Source organism: Caulobacter sp. CCNWLW153 (genome assembly GCF_036889365.1).
GTDB lineage: Bacteria > Pseudomonadota > Alphaproteobacteria > Caulobacterales > Caulobacteraceae > Caulobacter > Caulobacter radicis.
Genome location: NZ_JBAKFV010000002.1, coordinates 25,949 through 46,802, shown reverse-complemented (window position 1 = coordinate 46,802; position 20,854 = coordinate 25,949). Strand labels below are relative to the sequence as shown.

The 20,854-nt window shown below is 68.5% G+C and carries 17 protein-coding genes; 11 read left to right on the top strand and 6 right to left on the bottom strand.

Features of this window, described 5'->3' with window-relative positions; translation table 11 throughout:
* The first annotated feature begins 184 nt into the window (after window positions 1-184).
* The 3 genes from hisS to hisG are packed head-to-tail and all read left to right on the top strand — an operon-like array spanning window position 185 to window position 3,778.
* On the top strand, window positions 185-1,681 hold the full coding sequence (gene hisS, locus V6S85_RS03925; protein ID WP_334348122.1) for a histidine--tRNA ligase: 1,497 nt from the start codon (window positions 185-187) through the stop codon (window positions 1,679-1,681).
* Window positions 1,644-2,819: an ATP phosphoribosyltransferase regulatory subunit gene (locus tag V6S85_RS03920; RefSeq protein WP_334348313.1), complete on the top strand. Its 1,176-nt coding sequence runs from the start codon at window positions 1,644-1,646 to the stop codon at window positions 2,817-2,819. The genes hisS and V6S85_RS03920 overlap by 38 nt, the downstream gene beginning before the upstream one ends.
* Window positions 2,816-3,778, top strand: coding sequence for an ATP phosphoribosyltransferase (hisG, locus tag V6S85_RS03915; RefSeq protein WP_116569519.1), 963 nt, complete (start codon window positions 2,816-2,818; stop codon window positions 3,776-3,778). Before V6S85_RS03920 ends, hisG begins: the two co-directional genes overlap by 4 nt.
* Window positions 3,779-4,329: 551 nt before the next feature.
* Here the strand turns inward: hisG and V6S85_RS03910 are convergent.
* The 6 genes from V6S85_RS03910 to V6S85_RS03885 form a co-directional block, all read right to left on the bottom strand.
* Window positions 4,330-5,259 carry a bifunctional helix-turn-helix transcriptional regulator/GNAT family N-acetyltransferase gene (locus V6S85_RS03910; protein ID WP_116569520.1) on the bottom strand — a complete coding sequence of 310 codons (930 nt, stop codon included), beginning with the start codon at window positions 5,257-5,259 and terminating at the stop codon, window positions 4,330-4,332.
* 64 nt (window positions 5,260-5,323) lie between these two features.
* Window positions 5,324-6,271: a thioesterase family protein gene (locus tag V6S85_RS03905; protein WP_334348121.1), complete on the bottom strand. Its 948-nt coding sequence runs from the start codon at window positions 6,269-6,271 to the stop codon at window positions 5,324-5,326.
* A gap of 72 nt (window positions 6,272-6,343) precedes the next feature.
* On the bottom strand, window positions 6,344-6,826 hold the full coding sequence (locus V6S85_RS03900; RefSeq protein ID WP_116489250.1) for a Fur family transcriptional regulator: 483 nt from the start codon (window positions 6,824-6,826) through the stop codon (window positions 6,344-6,346).
* A 36-nt stretch (window positions 6,827-6,862) separates the two neighbouring features.
* The gene (locus tag V6S85_RS03895) at window positions 6,863-7,633 is read right to left on the bottom strand and encodes an acid phosphatase (protein ID WP_334348120.1); all 771 of its coding nucleotides are present in this window, start codon (window positions 7,631-7,633) and stop codon (window positions 6,863-6,865) included.
* A 62-nt stretch (window positions 7,634-7,695) separates the two neighbouring features.
* Window positions 7,696-8,748, bottom strand: coding sequence for a 1,9-bis(guanidino)-5-aza-nonane synthase (locus V6S85_RS03890; protein WP_116489252.1), 1,053 nt, complete (start codon window positions 8,746-8,748; stop codon window positions 7,696-7,698).
* Window positions 8,749-8,912: 164 nt separating this feature from the next.
* Entirely contained in the window at window positions 8,913-10,172 is a 1,260-nt protein-coding gene (locus tag V6S85_RS03885) for a type III PLP-dependent enzyme (RefSeq protein WP_116489253.1), read from the bottom strand.
* A 238-nt stretch (window positions 10,173-10,410) separates the two neighbouring features.
* On the opposite strand from V6S85_RS03885, the gene phnC reads away from it, so the two are divergent.
* The 8 genes from phnC to V6S85_RS03845 all read left to right on the top strand — a co-directional run bounded on the left by phnC (window position 10,411) and on the right by V6S85_RS03845 (window position 20,846).
* Window positions 10,411-11,205, top strand: coding sequence for a phosphonate ABC transporter ATP-binding protein (gene phnC / locus V6S85_RS03880; protein WP_116569524.1), 795 nt, complete (start codon window positions 10,411-10,413; stop codon window positions 11,203-11,205).
* Complete coding sequence (phnD, locus tag V6S85_RS03875; protein WP_334348119.1) at window positions 11,202-12,209, top strand: phosphate/phosphite/phosphonate ABC transporter substrate-binding protein; 1,008 nt, start codon at window positions 11,202-11,204, stop codon at window positions 12,207-12,209. The genes phnC and phnD overlap by 4 nt, the downstream gene beginning before the upstream one ends.
* 2 nt (window positions 12,210-12,211) lie before the next feature.
* On the top strand, window positions 12,212-13,030 hold the full coding sequence (gene phnE, locus V6S85_RS03870) for a phosphonate ABC transporter, permease protein PhnE (RefSeq protein ID WP_116569526.1): 819 nt from the start codon (window positions 12,212-12,214) through the stop codon (window positions 13,028-13,030).
* A gap of 426 nt (window positions 13,031-13,456) precedes the next feature.
* The gene (locus V6S85_RS03865; RefSeq protein ID WP_116569527.1) at window positions 13,457-15,877 is read left to right on the top strand and encodes a TonB-dependent receptor; all 2,421 of its coding nucleotides are present in this window, start codon (window positions 13,457-13,459) and stop codon (window positions 15,875-15,877) included.
* 337 nt (window positions 15,878-16,214) lie between these two features.
* Window positions 16,215-17,471, top strand: coding sequence for an OprO/OprP family phosphate-selective porin (locus V6S85_RS03860; RefSeq protein WP_334348118.1), 1,257 nt, complete (start codon window positions 16,215-16,217; stop codon window positions 17,469-17,471).
* Window positions 17,472-17,540: 69 nt separating this feature from the next.
* Entirely contained in the window at window positions 17,541-18,584 is a 1,044-nt protein-coding gene (locus V6S85_RS03855; protein ID WP_116569529.1) for a substrate-binding domain-containing protein, read from the top strand.
* Window positions 18,585-18,754: 170 nt separating this feature from the next.
* Window positions 18,755-20,062 carry a hemolysin family protein gene (locus V6S85_RS03850; RefSeq protein ID WP_101720621.1) on the top strand — a complete coding sequence of 436 codons (1,308 nt, stop codon included), beginning with the start codon at window positions 18,755-18,757 and terminating at the stop codon, window positions 20,060-20,062.
* A 16-nt stretch (window positions 20,063-20,078) separates the two neighbouring features.
* A complete protein-coding gene (locus tag V6S85_RS03845; protein WP_334348117.1) occupies window positions 20,079-20,846 on the top strand; it encodes a retropepsin-like aspartic protease family protein in 768 nt (255 codons plus the stop codon).
* Window positions 20,847-20,854 lie beyond the last annotated feature (8 nt).

Here is a 20,854-nt window from a genome sequence, read left to right as displayed (position 1 = left end):
TAGGCCGCCGCGATGACCCGCACGCCGCACCACCACGGCCACCACCACCATCCGACCTCGCCTCGCGGGATCGGCCGGGTCCGCACGCTCTAAAGCCGAGCGACCCAGCCAGAGCCCCGCCTAGCGGATGGGGCTTAAGTGCAAGCGCCATCCGTCGAAGCCTAGAGATCTCTAAGGACCGACGATGACCGACGCTTCCGACGACACCAAGAACCCCAAGACCGAAGACTTCCGCCCCGAGGCCCGCGCCCCGCGCGGCTTTGCCGACAAGCGCGCCCGCGACCTGCGCGCCGAGAAGTCGATCCTCGAGGCCGTCTCGGCCGTCTACGAACGCTACGGCTTCGAGGCGCTCGACACCGGGGCCTTCGAATATGCCGACGCCCTGGGCAAGTTCCTGCCCGACAGCGACCGTCCCAACGAAGGCGTCTTCGCCCTGCAGGACGACGACGATCAGTGGATGGCCCTGCGCTATGACCTGACCGCGCCGCTGGCCCGCTTCGCCGCCCAGAACTGGGAAACCCTGCCCAAGCCGTTCCGCCGCTACGCCTTCGGTCCGGTGTGGCGCAACGAGAAGCCCGGCCCCGGCCGCTTCCGCCAGTTCATCCAATGCGACGCCGACACCGTCGGCTCGGCCCGTCCCGAGGCCGACGCCGAGATCATCGCCATGGCCGTCGAGGGCCTGGAGGCCGCCGGCCTGCCGCGCGGCGCGTCGGTGCTGAAGATCAACAACCGCAAGCTCCTCAACGGCCTGCTCACCGGTGCCGGCGCGACCAGCGAGGGCCAGAAGCTGGCCGTGCTGCGCGCGGTCGACAAGCTGGATCGCCTGGGCGTCGACGGCGTGCGCCTGCTGCTGGGCGAGGGGCGCCTGGACGACAGCGGCGACTTCACCAAGGGCGCGGGCCTGGCCGGCAAGGCCATCGATTCCGTGCTCGACTTCGTCCAGGCCGGTGTCGGCGGTCGTTCGGCCACGCTGAACAACATCGCCAAGGTCGTCGCCGGTTCGGCCGAGGGCGACGAGGGCCTGGAAGAGCTGGCCAAGATCGACGCGGCCCTGACCAGCCTGGGCGTTGCCGACGACCAGGCGATCATCGACCCGTCGATCGTGCGCGGCCTGGAATACTACACCGGCGCCGTCTTCGAGGCCGAGCTGCTGCTCAGCACCACCGACGAGAAGGGTAACAAGGTCACCTTCGGCTCGATCGGCGGCGGTGGTCGCTATGACGACCTGGTGGCTCGATTCACTGGCCAGCCTGTGCCGGCCACGGGCTTCTCGTTCGGCGTCTCGCGCCTGGCGGCGGCCCTGCGGGCGGCCGGTCGCGAGCCGGCATCCGCGGCGCGCGGTCCGGTCGTGATCATCAATTTCGACCAGGCGCACATGGGCGAATATTTCGCCGTCGCCGGCCAGCTGCGCGCGGCGGGCATTCCGGCCGAGGTCTATCTCGGCACCTCGGGCATGCGCCCGCAGATGAAGTACGCCGACCGCCGCCTGTCGCCGGCCGCCATCATGCTGGGCGGCGACGAGATCGCCGCCGGCACGGTGACGATCAAGGACCTGGACCTGGGCCGCGAGCTGGCCTCGGGCGTCGCCGATAACGCCGCCTGGAAGGCCGAGCGTCCCGGCCAGCAGACCATCCCGCGCGGCGATCTGGTCGCCGCCGTCAAGAAGATCATCGGGGGCTGATCCGTTGAGGCTAGAGCGTTCCATCCCGGCGGAGGCGCTCGACGCCATCCGCGCCCCGTTCCTCTCGGCCGGCGCCACGCCGGTCGACGCCCCGGTGTTGCAGCCGCTGGGCCTGCTGCTGGACCTGGCCGGCGAGGCCATGCGCTCGCGGCTGTTCGTCGTCTCCGGCGACGGCGGCGACGAGGCCTGCCTGCGTCCGGATTTCACCGTCGCCGTCGCCCGCCAGCATCTGGCCTCGGGCGTCGGCGCCGGCCGCTATCTCTATGAAGGCAAGGCCTTCCGCGTCGCCCCGCGCGGCAGCGACCGGGCCGAGGAATTCCTGCAGATCGGCGTCGAGGCCTTCGAGGCCGCCGATCCGGTGGCCGCCGACGCCGAGATCGCGGCTCTCGCCTGGGCCGGCGCCGCGGCCGGCGGTCGCGACGACCTGACCCTGCTGCTGGGCGATGTCGGCCTGTTCGCCGCCTTCGTCGACAGCCTGGACCTGACCCCGCCGCTGGGCGCGCGGCTGAAGCGCACCTTCTCGCGCCCGCGCCAGCTGAAGGCGGAACTCAAGGGTGAGGCCGACCCCATCGTTTCCAGCGAGCGCAGCCGCATCGCCGCCCTGCTGGCCGGCCTGCCGGAGGCCGATGCCGCCGCCGTGCTGCAGGAGCTGTGGTCACTGGCCGGCATCGAGCCGGTCGGCGGCCGCCGTCCCGCCGAGATCGCCCATCGCCTGGTCGAGAAGGCCGAGGTGGTGAAGGCCGGCCGTCTTTCTGAAGCCCAGGCCGACAAGGTCCGCGCCTTCCTGGCGGTCAGCGATGCGCCGGACGCCGTGCTCGACGCCATCGCGGCCCTGGCCGGCCCGAACCGCGGTCCGCTGGACGCCGCCATCGAAGGCTGGCGCAAGCGCCTGGCCGGCATGGTCGCGCGCGGCGTGCCCGCCGAGCGCATCCAGCTGAACGCCGCCTTCGGGCGGGCCTTCGGCTATTACGACGGCTACCTGTTCGAGGTGCGCAGCGCCGCTCTCGGCGAGGAACGCCCGGTCGCCGCCGGCGGCCGCTACGACGGCCTGCCCGCGCGGCTCGGGGCCGAGACGAAAACCGGGGCTGTCGGCTGCATGGTGCGCCCGGCCCGCGCCTATGCCGGAGGCGGCGAATGACTGCGGACACCCCGATGATCTTCGCCATCCCCTCCAAGGGGCGCCTGAAGGAACAGGTCGAGGCCTGGCTGGCCGAATGCGGCTTCCGCGTCGAGATGACCGGCGGCGCGCGCGGTTATTCGGCCGAGCTGTCGGGCCTGCCCGGCGTGTCGGTGCGGCTGCTGTCGGCGGGCGACATCGCCGCCGGTCTCGACAGCGGCGACCTGCACCTGGGGGTCACCGGCGAGGACCTGCTGCGCGAGCGCGGCGACGACATGGACAGCCGGGTGATGCTGCTGCGCGCCCTGGGTTTTGGCCGCGCCGACCTGGTGGTGACCGCGCCCAAGAGCTGGCTCGATGTCGACACCATGGCCGACATCGACGAGGTCGGGCACCTGCATCTGGCCAAGACCGGTCGCCGCCTGCGGGTGGCCACCAAGTACGTTACCCAGACCCGCGCCTTCTTCGCCCGTCACGGCGTCGCCGACTACCGCATCGTCGAGAGCAGCGGCGCGACCGAGGGCGCGCCCGCCGCGGGCGCGGCCGAACTGGTGGTCGACATCACCACCACCGGCGCCACCCTGGCCGCCAACGGCCTGAAGGTGCTGTCCGACGGCGTCATCCTCAAGAGCCAGGCCCAGCTGACCGCCTCCCTGGTCACGCCGTGGACGGAAGGGCAGCTCGACAGCCTGGCTCGCCTGCTGTCGGTGGTCGAGGCCAAGGGCCGCGCCCGCACCCTGGCCACCCTGGTCTGGCCCGCTGAACAGGACGTCGCCGGCCAGGCGGCCGTCGCTCCGTTCGTCGAGGCCGGCGGCTCGCGCCGGGCCAACGGCGCCCTGCTGGCGACTGGCGACCTGTTCGCCGCCGCCGCCGCCCTCGCCCAGGCCGGCGTCGAGCCGGTAACCGTGTCGCGTCCCGACTACGTGTTCGAATCCCGCTCGGCGGTGCTGGAGGCGCTCAAGGGGCGGTTGAACGGCTGATATTTGACAAGTATGTCAAAAATTACCGAACCGAACGGTGATTAGTTTGACTAAAGCGTCCAAACTACGGGTCTGATGTCAAAAAAACGTCGAACCCCTTGTGGAATCTAGATCGTTGCCGTTGACACGATCTCGGTTTTGCCGTTTTCTGACTGGGCAAGAGAGAAACGGGTCCACAGAGAACCCCCTCTCTTCGGCGTTTCGGGGAGGAAACGCCCGCCTAGATCGAATGATCGAGAAATAGCCAGACCCGCTGCGTTTATCCCCCGCAGCGGGTCTTGGTGTATCTGGGCCTTGGTTTCAATTTTCGACAGAAACGTCAAAAATGACGAACACGCGTTTAAGCGTGGCCGTTAATAGTCTCCGCGCCTGCACATCAGTTCGTCATCCCGGGCGAAGGGCCGCGTAGCGGGCCGCAGGCCCGGGACCCGGGGGACTGGCCGCAACGCCGAGGTTTACCGCCCAAGCGGTCGCGAACGCGGTGCGGCGGCCCCTGGGGCCCGGCTCTCCGCGCTACGCGCTCCGGCCGGGATGACGCGGAGGGGAGGCCGCTACGCCGTCAGATCCAGCGACCAGACCTGGTCGACCAGGTCCTGGCCGAACCGCTGGCAGGGCGTCTCCTCGATCACCTGGAAGCCCGCCCGCTGATAGAGTTTCCGCGCGGCGCTCAGGACCGTGACGGTCCACAGGTCCAGCCGCTGGTAGCCCAGGGCCCGGGCCCGGGCGACGCAGGCCTCGACCAGCATCTGGCCCACGCCCATGCCGCGCGCGTCGGGCTCCACATAGAGCAGGCGCAGCTTGGCGACGCCGGGCGCATCGCCCTGGACGAGGAAGATCGAGCCGACCATCCGGCCGTCGGCCTGGGCGATCCAGGCGTCGTCCCTGGCCGGATCGAAGTTGCGATGGAAGCCCGCCACGATCTCGGCCACCAGGGCTTCGTGGTCGGCGCCCCAGCCGTATTCCCGGGCATAGATCACGCCCTGGCGCGCGGTGACCATCCCGAGGTCGCCCGGCTCCAGGCCGCGCAGCGTCGCGGCGGGTGGGGCGTCGTTCTCGAAGACCGCGTTGATGTCGCGCGCCGCCGCCAGCAGCCGGGCCTGGCGCAGCGGATGCAGGCTCTCGATCAGGGTTCCGACGCTGGCTTTCGTGTTCGCCTCCAGGGTGGCGAACGCCGCTCGGCCCTCGTCGGTCAGCGACAGCAGCTGGTGGCGGCCATGGGCCGGGTTCTCGCGCGCGGTGACCAGGCCGCGCTCGGTGAAGCGCTTGAGGGTGCGACTGACCTGGGCCGGATCCAGGCCCAGGGCGCGAACGATCTCGGCGGCCACGGGGTCGGTCCGCGTCGCCACCTCGTACAGCACGCGGGCTTCGCTGAGCGTGAAGGGGCTGCCGTCATAGCTGGAATCCAGCAGGCCCAGCCGCCGCGTATAGGTTCGATTGAACGCCCGCAGGTCGGCGACGTCCTGGTCGTGCTGAAAGGTCATGGCGACTCCGATGTTGATGGAGTCAATATTTCGTCATGTTGACTGAGTCAATAATCAGGGCGGACTAGAGGCCCAGGCCCGCCACCGACCTTTCTTCCAGCTTCGCGGTCGCCGCCGGGCTGATGGCCACGGCCTTGCGGGCGTCGAGGTCGAAGGTGATGGCGCTGACGGTCGAGGTCGCCCACGCCTGGCCGGTGTCGGGGTTCAGCAGCCAGTGGGCGCAGCGCATGACGCGGCCCTCGCCGCCGATCAGGCCCGAGCGCACCTCCAGCCGGTCGCCCAGGCGCGGCCAGGCCAGGTAGACGATCCGGTATTCCAGCACGGCCCCGCCCACCCGACCAGGCGGCGTCTCGGCCGCTTCGGCCACGATGTCGCGCAGGGGCGCGATGAAGGCGCCGATGCCGTCGGAGACCCGGCCGATGAACTGCTCGGCGCGCATCCGTCCGAAGACGTCGCTCTCGCCCGCGCCCAGCGCGCCCAGGCTGATCCGGGCAAGGCCCAGCGCGTCGGCACGGGCCAGCGAGGCCTGCGGGACGGCCGGCGACAGGTCGACGCTGCGGGCCTGGGCCCGTTCGGGGATCTCGACCATCAGGGCCTTGGCGCGTTCACGGACGATGGTCGGCCACGGGAAGGCCTCGCCCTCGCGTGGGGTGACATGGGCCACCGTGGTCTGGAAGGTCGCCGCCAGTTCGCCGGTGGCCGAATGGACCAGCAGCTGCAGCAGCCTGGCCTCGCTTTCGCCGATCTCGATCACCCCGCCCAGCATGTGCAGCGGCGCGCCGGCGTGGGCTTCCTTGAGGAACCGGATGTGGTGCTCGCGGACCACCAGGGTGGCGTTGGCGTGCGGGGCGAAGGCGTGCGGCAGGCCCATCTCGGCCGCGAGGCCCACGAGGCCTTCCATCGCCCGGACGACGTAGAAGCGCACGTTCATGTGCCCCATCTCGTCGCAGTCCCAGGTGTTGACCCCGCCGCGCCAGATCTCGACGCCGGAAAGGTCTGGGGCGGTGGTCATGCGGGCTTCCTCGTTGCGAGGGTCAGCCTAGACGGCTTCTCCGCGCCGCCGCAATCGCGCAGGCGCTCGCGGCTATTCCTTGCAGTCGGCGCACTTGCCGTGCGCCTCGATGGTCACGCCGGTCAGGGCGTAGCCGGCCGCCTGACCCGCGGCGATGATGTCGGCGGTGGCTTCGGGCTCGAACTCGCGGGTGGCGCCGCAGCAGTCGCAGATCAGGAAGGCGGCGGCGTGGCCGTCGGCCTCGCGCCGGCAGGCGACATAGGCGTTGAGGCTCTCGATGCGGTGGGCGAAGCCCTGCTTCTCGAGAAACTCCAGCGCGCGATAGACGGTCGGCGGCTTGGCCGGCGGGCCGTCGACCGCGAAGGTCGAGATCAGGTCGTAGGCCTTCACCGGCTGGCCGGCCTGCAGCAGCAGTTCCAGCACCCGGCGGCGCGGGGCGGTCAGGCGCTGGTCAGCCGCCGCGCAGCGGGTCTCGGCCGCCGCCAGTTCGGCGGCGAGCGCGTCCCCGGCGACGCCGTGGTGGTGGTGGTCGTGATCGCACGCGGTGTGGGCCATGGGCCACAGGTAGAGGGCCGAAGGGTCCCGCGCAAGCTACAGCAGCGGCCGGGCCACCAGGGCGCTCTCGGCTTCGCAGCGCAGCTTGTCCGGCGCCGGGGCGGTGCGGCGCACGGCGGTCATCTCGGCGCGCACCGCCGCCAGGTCGGCCTTGAAGGCGCGCGACGACTTCAGCGCCTTGTGCAGGTTGCGGGCGTTGCGCCGCCCGGCCTCGACCGAGCTCATGTTGTGCACCCCGCAGACCACCCGGCTCTCGCCGAAGCCCTGCGCCCTGGCCAGCAGCGCCGGGGCGCGGTCGGGGGCGGCCTCGGCCAGCAGCAGGCCGACGGTCCAGCCCCAGGTCGAGTGGCCGGAGGGATAGTCGGGCGAGACGGCCAGGCCCACCGTCTTGGGCAGGCAGATCGGCGCGTCCTCGAAGAGGTAGGGCCGGGGACGCAGGTGCTTCCACTTGGGGCCGGCCACGGCGGCGCGCACGTCGCCGCGCATCTTCTCCATCATCGCCGCCAGCTTCGGGTTGGTCTGCGGCGTGATGCTGGCCCCCAGGGCGCAGGCGTAGCCGTCGAGGATGCGGCTCTTGTCGGCGTCGGCCTGGGCCAGCGACCAGCGGGGACCGTCCTTCAGCGGACGGGTGGCCCGGAAGATCTCGCGGTCGCGTCGTTCGGCCGGCGTCCCCTCCTTCGGCGGCGGGGGCAGGTGGTCGCGGGCGTCGAAGGCGCGCGGATGCAGGTAGCGGTCGTCATCGTCGCCGGGCAGGGCGGCGCAGCTGGCCAGGGCGAGCGCGGCGGCGACGACGGTGGGCAGGCGCATAGAAAAAGGGTCCCGGAAATCTCTTCCCGGGACCCTGCAATCTCGGCCTTCGCCGATCAAGCCTACTTGCCGAACAGCTTGTTCCAGCGCGGCTTTTCGCGGCCCTTCCAGGCTTCGCGGTGGTAGGCGTCGCTGGCGATCAGCGGCACCACGGTGGTGGCTTCGGCGAAGACCATCTGTTCGTAGGTGGTCGAGACCTTGCCCCACGAGGCGGCTTCCTTGAGGGTCGACGACGAGCAGGCGCCGTCGCGCACGTCGGCCACCGTGATCTGGATGGCGTACTTGTGCATGTCGGCTTCGACGCCGAGGATCTCGGCGCAGACGACGGTGTCCTGGGCGAAGTTCTTCGGCACGCCGCCGCCGACCATGAACAGGCCGGTGGTGCCGGCGGCGATCTTGACGTCCGTCAGTTCACGGAAGTCGGCCACGGCGTCGATCATCAGGTAGGGCGCCTTCTCGGCGATCTTTTCCTTCTGGTGCTTGACCAGGCCGAAACCAGCCGAGCTGTCGACGAAGGCCGGGCAGAAGATCGGCACGCCTTCTTCGTAGGCGGTCTGGATCAGGCTGCCTTCCTTCTTGGCGTTGCCTTCCGACAGCCACTTGCCCATCTCCCAGATGAACTCGCGCGAGGAATAGCCGCGCGGCTCCAGGCGATTGCAGATCTCGAGGATCGTGTGGTCGCAGGCCTGCAGTTCTTCTTCGTCGATGTAGGTGTCGTAGATGCGGTCGATGTAGTTGTCGCGCAGGACGTTGTCGTCGACCGGGCCGGCGGCTTGGTAGTGCTTGAAGCCGAGGGCTTCGAAGAAGTCCATGTCGACGATGCTGGCGCCGGTGGCGACCACGGCGTCGATCATGCCGTTCTTCACCATGTCGCGGTAGACGTGCATGCAGCCGCCAGCCGAGGTCGAACCGGCCAGGATCAGCCAGGTCGAGCAGCCCTTGTCGGCCAGGGCCATGTTGAAGATGTCGGCGGCGCGGGCGGTGTCGCGCGAGCTGAACGACATCTTGCGCATCGAGTCGATGATCGGACGGGCGTCGTAGCTCGTGATGTCGACGTGCTCGACCACGTTCTGGAGCAGCTCGGCCTTCTGGTTGTTCGGAACGGGAGCGTTCATCGCTTCGGTTTCCCTGACTTTGGACGCCCGTCGTTGGAACGAAGCCTTCGCCGGGACGGAGCGACCGACGGAGGCTGCAAATGCGAACCGCACCCGACGTTGTCTAACATCGGGCGCGGCGCGCGGTTTAACTCAGAAACGGTCTACTGACGAAACACGTCCGTTTAGCGACGGCGCTTGCGCTTGCCGGCCGCGCCCTTCGGACGCGAGAAGCGCACGACCTTGCGTTCCTCGGCCTCGGTGCGGACCACCGGGATCGAGCGCTTGGCCAGGCCGTACATCGAGGCCATCGGCGCGTCCGAAACCTCGACGGTGTCGGTCTCGCCAAAGCCGTTGAAGCGGGTCGACATGGCCACGCCGTAGGCGCCCAGCATGCCGATCTCGATGTAGTCGCCCTCGTCGACGCTTTCCGGCAGCCAGAAGGGCCCCGGCATGTGGTCGACGCTGTCGCAGGTCGGGCCGTAGAAGCGGAAGGGCTTGAGGCCCTCTTCCACCACTTCGCCGTTCTTGCGGTACAGCTTCACCGGGAAGGGCCACTTCATGTGCGCGGCGTCGAACAGCGAGCCGTACGACCCGTCGTTCAGATAGAGCGCGTCGCCCTTCTTCAGCTCGACCTTGACCAGCAGAGACGAGGCCTCGGCGCACAGGGCGCGGCCCGGCTCGCACCACAGCTCGGTGGTCTCGTGGACCATCATCTCGGCGAAGCCGCGGTCGATGGCCGCCAGGTATTCCGACAGATCCGGCGGGACCATGCCCGGATAGATCGACGGGAAGCCGCCGCCGACGTCGACGACGTCGGCCAGCACGCCGGCGCGCACCAGCGCCCGCGAGGCCTGGGCCATCGCCGCCTGGTAGGCGGTCGGGCGCATGCACTGGCTGCCGACGTGGAAGCTGACGCCCATCAGGTCCTGCGTCGAGCGGCGGGCCGCCAGCAGCAGGGACGGGGCGTTGTGCAGGTCGACGCCGAACTTGCCCGACAGCGAATAGGCCGCGCCTTCGGCCTGCACGCCCATGCGGACGATCAGGTTCAGGTCCTTGGCCTGGCCGGTGCTGTCGATGATCTTGGCCAGCTCCTCGTGCGTGTCGAACGAGAAGGTGCGCACCCCGTGGTCGAAATAGGCGGCCGAGATGGCGCGCCGGCTCTTGACCGGGTGCATGAAGGCCATGCGCGAACCGGGAGCGTGCTCGGCCACGAGCTCGATCTCGGCCACGGACGCGACGTCGAACGACCGCACGCCGGCGCTGGCCAGCTCGCGGATCACCCACGGTGAAGGATTGGCCTTCACCGCGTAGAAAACGTCGCCTTTGAATTCAGACTGGAACCAGCGCGCCGCTACCGACACCGCGTCCGGTCGCACGAGTGCGACGGGACGTTCCGGTGACCGCTCACGGACCAGGTCCAGGGGCGTGTGGTACGTGGACAATTCACGTAACCCCCTGTTGGAAGTTAAACCCAGGCCGGCGTTAGCAGCGTTTTAGAGGACTTCGGGTCCGCCGGAGCCGTGCGAAATAGGGGCATAGGCCGGGGATGTAAAGTCCCTTTTGATCGTGGCGGGCGAGGCGAATTGATCCACCGGCCGTCACAAATCCGTTGCGCGCGCGCCGCAAAGCAGGGAACGGATTTGCCCGCGCCGGAAACCACGTTAAGGATTCGTCCCGACCATGACGTCGGACCCTGTTCTCTCGATCCGCGCCGTATCCAAGACCTTCGGGTCTCGGAAGGCCCTGAACGCCGTTTCGCTCGAGGTGGCGCGGGGCGAGATGATCGCGCTTATCGGTCCTTCGGGCTCGGGCAAGTCGACCCTGCTGCGCTCGATCGACGGCCTGCAGACCATCGACGCGGGCGAGGGGGCGATCAGCGCCTTCGGCGGTCCCGTCCAGGCCAGGGGCCGGGTGTCGGACCAGGTTCGCAAGGCTCGCATCCGCATCGGCTTCATCGCCCAGCAGTTCAATCTGGTCGGCCGGCTGTCGCTGTTCAGCAACGTGGCGCTGGGGTCGCTGGGCCGCATCCCGCTGGTGCGCGGCCTGCTGGGCGCCTGGCCGAAAGAGACCCGCGAGGCGGCCATGGCCGCCCTGCACCGCGTGGGCATCTCCGACTATGCCGGCCAGCGCGCCAACACGCTTTCGGGCGGCCAGCAGCAGCGCGGCGCCATCGCGCGCGCCCTGGTCCAGAAGGCCAAGATCATCCTCGCCGACGAACCGGTCGCCTCGCTCGACCCCGTTTCGGCCCGCAAGGTCATGGAGATCCTCCGCGACCTGAACGCCAGCGACGGCCTGACCGTCATCGTCACCCTGCACCAGGTGGACTACGCCCTGCGCTACTGCGACCGGGTCGTGGCCCTGAAGGCGGGGCAGAAGGTCTATGACGGTCCGGCCGACGCGCTGGACCGCGAAAAGCTCATCGAAATCTACGGCCCGGAATTCGAGGACGTGTTCTGGGAAGGAGCCCCGCAATGATCCGCCGCAGCCTGATCGCCGGCCTCGCGCTTTCGGCCCTTGCCCTGGCCGCCTGCTCGGGCCCGTCCGAAGCCCCCGCGTCGAAGGACACGGTGACCTTCTCGATCCTGTCGACCGAGTCCGCCCAGAACATGGAGGGCTACTGGAAGCCCATCCTGCAGGACATGGAAAAGCAGACCGGCCTCAAGGTGAAGCCGTTCTTCTCGTCCAACTACTCGTCGCTGATCGTGGCCATGGGCGCTAAGCAGACCGACCTGGGCTGGTTCTCCAACCAGTCGGGCCTGGAGGCCGTGCGCCGCTCGAACGGTGAGGTCTTCGCCCGCACCTTCGACCCCTCGGGCGTCGACGGCTACAAGTCGGTGGTCATCGTCCCCAAGGACAGCAAGCTGACCCTCGAAAGCTTGCTGAAGTGCGACAAGTCGCTGAACTTCGGCATCGGCGACAAGAAGTCGACCTCCGGCACCCTGGCCCCGATGACCTATCTGTTCATCCCGGCCGGCAAGAAGCCCGAGACCTGCTTCAAGCAGGTGCTGACCGGCAACCACCAGACCAACCTGTTCGCCGTGGCCAACGGCAAGCTGGACGCGGCCACCAACAACTCGACCAGCCTTCGTCTCAACGCCGAGCGCAAGGACGGCCAGTCCGACAGGGTCAAGGTGATCTGGGAGTCGCCGACCCTGCCGGAAGACCCGATCATCTGGCGCAAGGACCTCGACCCGGTCGTGAAGGAAAAGCTGCGCCAGTTCTTCCTGACCTACGCCCAGGGCGACAGCCCCGAGGCCGCCAGGCAGCGCGAGAACCTGCGGCGCCTGTCGATCGGCGGCTTCAAGCCGGCCGATGACAGTCATCTGCTGACCGTGCGCGAGATGGAGGCCCTGGAGAACTTCGGCCTGGCCAAGGAAGGCGGCGACGCCGCCAAGATCGTCGACGCCCAGAAGAAGCTGGACGGCGTCCGCGCCGAACGCCTGGCCGCCGAGGCCAAGGCCGGCCTGCCCGCCAACTGACGATGAGCGAGACCCCGATCCCGGCCCCGCCGAAGCGCTCGGCTTCGGCCATCGGCTTCGACCTGCTGCTGTGGGGCGGCGTCGCCGTCCTGCTGCTGATCAGCTTCAAGCCTGCCGAGATCGACAAGTTCCCCGAACTGTTCGGCGGTTCGGAGCGGATGCGCGACTTCGCGCGCGGCTTCTTCTCGGCCTTCACCGACCTCGACGCCTTCCTGGCGATGGACTGGTCGCTGTTCATCGCCAAGATGTGGGAGACGATCCAGATGGCGCTGTGGGGCACGGCGCTGGCCGTGCTCGTCGCCGTGCCGCTGGGCATACTGGGCGCGCGCAACATCACGCCGTGGTGGATCCAGCAGCCGGTGCGCCGCCTGCTCGACCTGATCCGCTCGATCCCCGATCTCGTGGTCGCCCTGATCTTCATCACCGCCGTGGGCCTTGGCCCCTTCGCCGGCGTGATGGCCATCATGTTCAACACCGGCGGCGTGCTGGCGAAACTGTTCGCCGAGGCCGTGGAGTCGATCGACAAGGGCCCCGTCGAGGGCGTGCGCGCCACCGGCGCGGTCAAGCTGCAGGAGATCATCTGGGGCGTGATCCCGCAGGTGGCCCCGCTGTGGACCAGCTATGCCCTCTATCGTTTCGAAAGCAGCGCCCGCGCCGCCACGGTGCTGGGGCTGATCGGCGCCGGCGGCATCGGCCAGATCCTCATCGACTCGATCAACGCCTTCCAGTTCGACCAGACCGGCTGCATCGTGCTGGTCATCGTGGTGGCGGTGTCGATGATCGACCTGCTGTCCCAGGCGATCCGCTCGCGGCTGCTTTAGGCGGTTCCGGGCGCCCGACCGGGGCGGCCCGTTGAAAATTCCCGGCGACGGTTTTGTGTCATGCGGGCGGTGCGGGCGCCCGGCGGCGGTTCTGCCGTCCAGGTGCGGCCGAGGTCCCGTGCCGCGGGAAAGCATTCGAGAGCATATCGGTCGCGATCGATCTGTATATCGCCGCTCGTTCCAAAATTTCTAAGTTTGGCGAGCCGCCTTGTGGCGGGCCCTGAAATCTCACAGCCAGACCAATAGTTTCAGGCGTGACTTTCGATGCCAAAAACGAACGTTGTTATCTGTGATTTATGCATGAGCGCGCTGCTGAGTGTCAGCTGTGGCGCAAATTTATCACGTCTTGAAACATACATATTGGTGTCGCCGAAGCGTCATCGCTGGCGTTTTATCCCCCGCCCCACCGAAAAGGGGTACACATTCATGCGTAAGTATTTCGAAGGCGCGGCCGCCGCCGCCCTCCTGCTCGCCTCGGCGCAAGTTGCGTACGCCGCCGATGTCGCGCCCGCCACGCCCGCCGATGACGCCACCGCTCTGGACAACGTCGTCGTCACCGCCACCAAGCGCGAAACCAATCTGCAATCGACGCCGATCGCCATCTCGGTGCTGAGCGCGACGGCTATGGCCGACCGCCACGCCGAAAGCCTGATCAGCCTGCAGGACGGCGCCATCCCGTCGCTGCGCGTCGCCACCTTCGAAGCCCGCCAGTCGGCGCTGACCATCGGCATCCGCGGCATCGTGCCGTTCGACGCCAACCAGACCGCCCGCGACCAGGGCGTCGGCGTCTATATCGACGGCGTCTATCTGGGCCGCCAGCAGGGCCTGAACGCCGCCCTGCTCGACCTGGAGCGCATCGAGGTCCTGCGCGGCCCGCAAGGCACGCTGTTTGGCCGTAACACCGAAGGCGGCGCGCTCAGCATCGTCACCAAGGCCCCGACGGGCGAGTTCGGCGGCCGCGTCGTCGCCGGCGTCGGCAACTACGGTTCCTACACCGCCGAACTGCACCAGGACTTCCAGGAGTTCGCCAACCTGTCGGTGAAGGTCGACGCCCTGGTCCAGCACCAGGATCCGACCACCAAGAACCCGCTGGAAGGCCAGGCCGGCTGGAACCAGTACGACCGCAAGGGCGGCCGCATCAGCGGTCTGTACCAGCCGAACGACAAGTTCAGCGCCCTGGTCGCCTTCGACTACGCCAAGGACGAGAACACCCCGTTCTTCAGCCAGCTGGTCAGCTACAACCCCTACGGCAAGCGCGTGCGCACCCAGGCCGAACTGCTGGCCGCCGCCAGCGCCCCGGCCGGCACGATCAACCCGCTCTCGCCGCTGGTTAAGGTCCACACCGACCGCCAGTCGGTCTCCGACATCGGCACCATCCAGCAGCCCAGCGTCGACGAGACCGGCGGCCTGATGGCGAACCTGAAGTACCGCTTCGCGCCGAACCTCGAGCTGCGCTCGATCACCGCCGCCCGCGCCGTCGCCACCAACCAGTGGGACAACTCGGGCATCGAGTCGCGCAACGTCTTCGCGCCGAACGCCAACTTCGGCCGCTACAGCCTGTCGGACCTCTACCAGCGCCAGTTCAGCCAGGAGTTCCAGCTGGTCGGCGACTTCGGTGACAACTTCACCTATGTCGGCGGTCTCTACTACTTCAAGGAACACGTGAAGGAATCGGCCGCCACGCCGTTCACCAACCAGTGGAACGCCGACGGCACCGCCTACACCATCCGTTCGGCCTACGGCACCTCGAAGAACGCGGCCGGCACGGCCGGCTGGCAGCGCGGCACCCGCTTCATCACCCGCGCCTCGGAAGCCGACGCCGAGAGCTACGCCGTCTACGGCCAGGGCACCTACACCCCGCCGTCGATGGACGCCCTGCACCTGACGCTCGGCGGCCGCTACACCAAGGACACCCGCGAGGGCACGCTCTACGTCGTCAACGGCAAGGCCACGAACTTCAAGTTCGACTACGACAAGGGTCGCTTCGACCCGATGATCAACGTCGCCTACGACGCCGCCGAGAACATCAACCTCTACGCCAAGTTCTCGACCGGCTACCGCGCCGGCGGCGCCAACGCCCGCTCGTCGAACTTCCAGGCCTTCGATCCGGAAACGGTGAAGTCCTATGAAGTCGGGGCCAAGATGGACCTGCTGGACAACCGCCTGCGCGTGAACCTGGCCGCCTACGCCATGGACCGCAAGGACACCCAGATCGACTTCGACAACGTCGACACCACCCCCGGCAGCCCGACCCAGGGCGCGCACACCGAGGAGACCCGCAACGCGCCGGGCACCTCCAAGATCCGCGGTTTCGAGGCCGACATCACGGCCAAGCTGACCGACGACATCCTGGTCGGCTTCTCGTACGCCTACACCGACGTGAAGGTGCCGGACGCGCCGTTCCCGTTCACCGGCAACTCGGTGGTTCCGCAGGGCACGCCGTTCCCGGTCAACGTGGTCTACACGCCGCCGAACGCCGCCTCGGCCTATATCGACTACAAGAAGCCGGTCGGTTCGATGACCTTCCGCGCCCACCTGGACGCCAACTACGCCGACGCCCAGTACTCGTTCCAGACCGAATTCGCCGACACCTCGGCGACCGGTTCGCGGACCGAATACGTGGCGGCGAAGACCGACAGCAGCTTCATCGTCAACGGCAACCTGACCCTGGCCGACATCAGCATGGCTGACGGCGCCGCCTCGGCCAGCCTGTCGCTGTGGTCGCGCAACCTGCTCAACGAAGAGCACATCTACCGTATCTCGGCCGCCAACCGCGGCACGATCGGCGACTACGCCAACTTCAACCCGCCCCGCACCTACGGGCTGGAACTGCGCGTGAAGTACTAGGCCCGGATCTTCCGGTTCCGGGTCGTCCGGAACCGGATCAAGGGGTCGAAACGGCGAAGGGCGGTCCAGCGATGGGCCGCCCTTCTGCTTTTGGCGGCGCCGGGGGCCCTGGACCCGGGGCGGGCTGTTTGTCTGTGAGCGGAATTTTCCAGGCGCTGTCCGAAGTCCGTCCGTGGCCGTCAGAACACTGTTCAGCGAACCGGAAAACAGTTGTCGCCGACTTGTCGTAAATCGGTATCCGAACCGTCACGCGCTCCCGTTAATCCCCAGAACGTCGTTATCCCGCCCGTCATGGGCCACGGAGAACAGGCGCAAACCTAAAGGGGGGTGTCTCGTGATGAGTATCAGTGCCTCTTTGCTTTCCCGTTCGGCGCTGGGCTTGACGCTCGCCCTGGGCCTCGCCGCCGCCGCCCAAGCCCAGGACCTGGGCGTGAGATGGAGCGGCTCTCCGCAATTCTCCAATGACGACGTGGCCTTCAAGGTCCGTGGTCGGATCCTGCTGGACGCCGTGTTCCAGGACGTCGAGCGCGATGGTCCGGGTGGCGATTTCGACACCCGCAACGTGCGCGGCCGCCAGGTCTTCCTCGGCGTCGAGGGCAAGCTGAACAACTACTTCGCCTACAAGGCCGAGGGCGGCGCCGTGAACGGCGGCGCGTGGGCCTGGGACGACGTCGTCATCGAGTACAAGCCGAACGAGCCGGTCTCGCTGCTGTTCGGCAACATCAAGGCCGCCGGCCTCGAGAACCTGACCTCGACCCGCTTCATCACCTTCATGGACCGCGGTCCGTACGGCGACTTCGGCGTCGATTCCTACCTGCTGGGCGTGGTGGCCAAGTACCAGGGCCTGAACTACAGCCTGACCGGCGCGGTGCAGGGCGCGCCGATCAACACCGCCGACCTGGCCAACGCCAACGCCGATTCCAAGGAGCGCCTGACCCTGACCACCCGCGCCCACTGGGCGCCGGTCAACGGCGACCTCGACAAGCTGCACCTGGCGCTGTCCTACCGCTATCGCAACCGCGGCGACGAAGGGGCCTTCGTCTACAGCGGCCGCACCAACACCGCCTACAGCAACGCCACCTTCTACACCTCGGGCGGCATCGGCAACCGCGACAACACCCTGGCCTTCGAGGGCGCCTATGTGCACGGGCCGTTCTCGGTGCAGGGCGAGTACGCCTCGATCGACGTCACCCGCCTGGGCGGCGCGGCGGTCGGCGGCGACCCGAAGATCAAGGTCGGCTACGCCTACGTGACCTTCTGGCCGACCGGCGAGATGCGCAACTACGACGCCATGGCCGGCGAGTTCAAGCGGCCCAAGATCCTCAACCCGGTGACCGCCGGCGGCTGGGGCGGCGTCGAACTGGCGCTGCGCTACGACATCGCCGACACCACCGAGGCCTACGAGACCCTGAAGACCAAGCCGGCGACCTCGCAGGCCGGCGAATACAAGGGCGTCACCCTGGGGGTGAACTACTACCCGACCTCGTACGTGCGCTTCCAGGCCAACTACACCGACGGCGACGTCGACAACTTCGGCGCCAACCAGGACTACAGCATCAAGCAGTTCCAGCTGCGCGCTCAGCTGGACTTCTAAGGCCGCGTTTCGCCGGGCGGGCGGAACGCGTCCGTCCGGCTCCTTCCTTTCCCCTTCAGGAAATCAAAGATGAAGAAGCTCCTGTCCTGCGCGGCCGCCGCCGTCGCCCTGTCGGGCCTGGCCGCCGTCCCCGCCCACGCCGCCCGCGACTATGTCTGGGCCGCCGGTTCGTCGACCGTGTTCCCGTTCGCCACCCGCACCGCCGAGAACTTCGCCAAGAAGTCCGGCAAGAAGGCCCCCAAGGTCGAGAGCCTGGGCACCGGCGGCGGCATCAAGCTGTTCTGCGGCGGCGCGGGCGAGGGTTTCCCCGACATCGCCAACGCCTCGCGCCCGATGAAGAAGAGCGAGTTCGACGCCTGCGCCGCCAAGGGCGTCAAGGACATCATCCAGATCAAGATCGGCTTCGACGGCATCGTGGTCGCCACCGACAAGGACGGCGCCGACTACAACTTCAAGACCGAGCAGCTGTTCCTGGGCCTGGCCGCCAATGTCTACAAGGGCGGCCAGTGGGTGAAGAACACCACCAACAGCTGGGACGACGTCGGCGGCGGCCTGCCGGGCAACAAGATCCTGGTCTACGGTCCGCCCCCGACCTCGGGCACCCGCGACGCCTTCGTCGAGCTGGCCATCGAGGCCGGCGCCCGCAAGTTCCCGTCGATCGACGCGATCCGCTCGGACAACGAGAAGCTGTTCAAGGCCAAGGTCGACCCGCTGCGCAACGACGGCTGGATCGACGCCGGCGAGAACGACAACGCCCTGGTCGGCACCCTGACCAAGACCCCCGGCGCGCTGGGCGTCTTCGGCTGGTCCTACCTCGAAGAGAACATGGACAAGATCAAGGGCGCCTCGATCAACGGCGTGCGTCCCTCGGCCCAGACCATCGCCGACGGCTCCTATCCACTGTCGCGCTCGCTGTTCATCTACGTCAAGAAGTCCAATATCGGCGTGACGCCGGGCCTGGAGGACTTCCTGAAGGAGTTCACCTCCGACGCGGCCACCGGTCGCGGCGGCTACCTGCAGGGTCGCGGCCTGATCCCGCTGCCCCCGGGCCAGCATCAGGCGCAGAAGGACGTGGTGGCCAAGAAGACCGCCATGGCCCGTCCGGCTTCGTAAAAAAGGGCTCTTTTGTGCGGCGGTTCGCGCCGCGCGACCGAAGATTGCGTCGCGGTCCTATGGGCCGCGGCGTTTTCTTTTGTATAGTGTCCCCCGGTCCGCCCGCGCCGCGTAATGAAAGTCTGGGCCGTGGCAGCCGTCCGGCGCCGCGTCACTTGCCCCTAGGGACAATGATACTCCTCGCGCTCGCCGTCGTTCTGTTCCTCGTTCTGCTGAACGGGGTCTTCGCCATGTCCGAACTCGCGGTGGTCTCCGCGCGGCGGGCCAGACTACAGAGCCAGGCCGACCGGGGAGACCGCGGGGCCAAGATCGCCCTCTCCCTGGCCGAGCACCCGACCCGCTTCCTGTCGGCCGTGCAGGTGGGCATCACCCTGATCGGCATCCTGGCCGGCGCCTACGGCCAGGCCACCATCGCCGGCGCGCTGGACAAGTGGCTCGAGCCGCAGCCGGTGATCGGCCCGCATTCGGAAATCATCGCCACCACCATCGTCGTCGTCGGCCTGACCTACGTCTCGGTGATCCTCGGCGAGCTGGTGCCCAAGCGCCTGGCCTTGATCTTCCCCGACACCATCGCCCGCGCCATGGCCCCGTTCCTGGCCCTGGTGGCCACGGTGCTGCGTCCGTTCGTGACCCTGCTGACCGTGTCGACCGCCGCCATCCTTAAGCTGATGGGCGTGCGCGACGAACGCAACAGCGGTATCACCTCCGAAGAGGTCGAGACCGTCCTGGCCGAAGGCGCCGACGCCGGCCTGATCGAGCCGGAAGAGCGCTCGATGATCCAGGAGGTGCTGCGCCTGGGCGATCGTCCCGTGCGCGTGGCCATGACCCCGCGTCGCGACCTCTACTGGATCTCGCTTTCGGACGAGCCCGAGGCCGTCCTGGCCGAGGTGCGCGAGTGCCCCTATTCGCGCATCGTCGTGGCCATGGAAGGCGACCTCGACGGCGAGATCGGCGTGGTGCTGAAGAAGGACCTGCTGGACGCCTGCCTGGGCGGCGAGCCGCTGGACCTGCGCGCCCACATCCAGCAGCCGATCGCCATTCCCGAGACCATGTCGCTGCTGCGCGCCATGGCCGTCTTCAAGCAGACCTCGCTGCACGTGGCCCTGGTGGTCGACGAGTTCGGCTCGGTGCAGGGCGTGATCACCCCGATCGACCTGCTGGAAATGATCGCCGGCGACTTCCCGGAAGACCACGACGAGGGCGAGCGCCGGATCCTGCGCCGCGAAGACGGCAGCTGGCTGGTCGACGCCCGCCTCGACATCCAGGAGCTCAACGACGCCCTGGGCGAGAACTTCGAGGCCGAGGGCGGCTACCACACCGTCGCCGGCCTGATCCTCGACCGCCTGGGCCGCATCCCGGCCGAGGGCGAGATCCTGCACCTGGGCGCCTTCGACGTCGAGATCGTCGACATGGACGGCTCGCGCATCGACAAGGTCATCCTCAAGGCCGGCAAGGGCCGCGAGGGCGACGAGGGCTGACGGCGGGGCGCGAGGCATGAGCCATCCGGGCCCCTGGGGCGGCGAGCCGCCGCCCGAGCCGGTCGAGGCGCGCCCCGAGCGCGCCTCGTGGCGGCGCTGGCTGGTCTGGTTCGTCGTGGTCTCGGCGGGCCTGGCCGTCCTGGGCCTGCTGTTTCGCGCCTCGCCCTGGGCGATGCGGCAGACCAACGACTGGTTCTATCTCGCCTGGGGCGGCCTGCTGGCCGCGGCCCTGTCCACCGGCCTGCTGCGGGCGACCCGCCGCCAGGCGCTGCACGGCCTGGGCTATGCGGCGATCTGGGCGGGGATCGTCCTGGCCCTGGCTGTCGGCTATCTCTATCGCGCCGAACTGGCCGAGGCGCCCCAGCGCCTGCGCATGGCCCTGAACATCGGCGAGCCGGTGGCCACAGGCGAGCGCGAACTGCGCGTGGCCCAGGACGCCAGCGGCGCCTTCGTCATCGTCGGTCAGGTCAACGGCCAGCGGGTGCTGTTCCTGGTCGACACCGGCGCCACCAACACCGTGCTCAGCCCCGCCGACGCCCAGCGGATCGGCGTCGACATGGCCTCGCTGCGCTTCGACCAGACCAGCGAGACCGCCAACGGCCTGGGCTACGGCGCCCAGTGGACCGCCGAGCGCCTGGAGATCGGCCCGATCCGCCGCGACCGCTTCCCGATGGACGTCAACCAGGCCCCGATGAGCGCCTCGCTGCTGGGCATGACCTTCCTGAACACCCTGGACTCCTACGAGGTCCGCGGCGGGCAGCTGATCCTGCGGTGGCGGGAATAGGTCGCGCC

What these genes read in the sequence shown, in the direction of transcription:
- V6S85_RS03900 (WP_116489250.1), bottom strand. Translation starts at nt 6,826, where the DNA reads ATGGCCCACACCGCGTGCGATCACGACCACCACCACCACGGCGTCGCC.
- V6S85_RS03910 (WP_116569520.1), bottom strand. Translation starts at nt 5,259, where the DNA reads ATGACCTTTCAGCACGACCAGGACGTCGCCGACCTGCGGGCGTTCAAT.
- V6S85_RS03905 (WP_334348121.1), bottom strand. Translation starts at nt 6,271, where the DNA reads ATGACCACCGCCCCAGACCTTTCCGGCGTCGAGATCTGGCGCGGCGGG.
- hisG (WP_116569519.1), top strand. Translation starts at nt 2,816, where the DNA reads ATGACTGCGGACACCCCGATGATCTTCGCCATCCCCTCCAAGGGGCGC.
- V6S85_RS03895 (WP_334348120.1), bottom strand. Translation starts at nt 7,633, where the DNA reads ATGCGCCTGCCCACCGTCGTCGCCGCCGCGCTCGCCCTGGCCAGCTGC.
- V6S85_RS03865 (WP_116569527.1), top strand. Translation starts at nt 13,457, where the DNA reads ATGCGTAAGTATTTCGAAGGCGCGGCCGCCGCCGCCCTCCTGCTCGCC.
- V6S85_RS03860 (WP_334348118.1), top strand. Translation starts at nt 16,215, where the DNA reads ATGAGTATCAGTGCCTCTTTGCTTTCCCGTTCGGCGCTGGGCTTGACG.
- V6S85_RS03850 (WP_101720621.1), top strand. Translation starts at nt 18,755, where the DNA reads ATGATACTCCTCGCGCTCGCCGTCGTTCTGTTCCTCGTTCTGCTGAAC.
- V6S85_RS03855 (WP_116569529.1), top strand. Translation starts at nt 17,541, where the DNA reads ATGAAGAAGCTCCTGTCCTGCGCGGCCGCCGCCGTCGCCCTGTCGGGC.
- phnE (WP_116569526.1), top strand. Translation starts at nt 12,212, where the DNA reads ATGAGCGAGACCCCGATCCCGGCCCCGCCGAAGCGCTCGGCTTCGGCC.
- phnC (WP_116569524.1), top strand. Translation starts at nt 10,411, where the DNA reads ATGACGTCGGACCCTGTTCTCTCGATCCGCGCCGTATCCAAGACCTTC.
- hisS (WP_334348122.1), top strand. Translation starts at nt 185, where the DNA reads ATGACCGACGCTTCCGACGACACCAAGAACCCCAAGACCGAAGACTTC.
- V6S85_RS03845 (WP_334348117.1), top strand. Translation starts at nt 20,079, where the DNA reads ATGAGCCATCCGGGCCCCTGGGGCGGCGAGCCGCCGCCCGAGCCGGTC.
- V6S85_RS03890 (WP_116489252.1), bottom strand. Translation starts at nt 8,748, where the DNA reads ATGAACGCTCCCGTTCCGAACAACCAGAAGGCCGAGCTGCTCCAGAAC.
- phnD (WP_334348119.1), top strand. Translation starts at nt 11,202, where the DNA reads ATGATCCGCCGCAGCCTGATCGCCGGCCTCGCGCTTTCGGCCCTTGCC.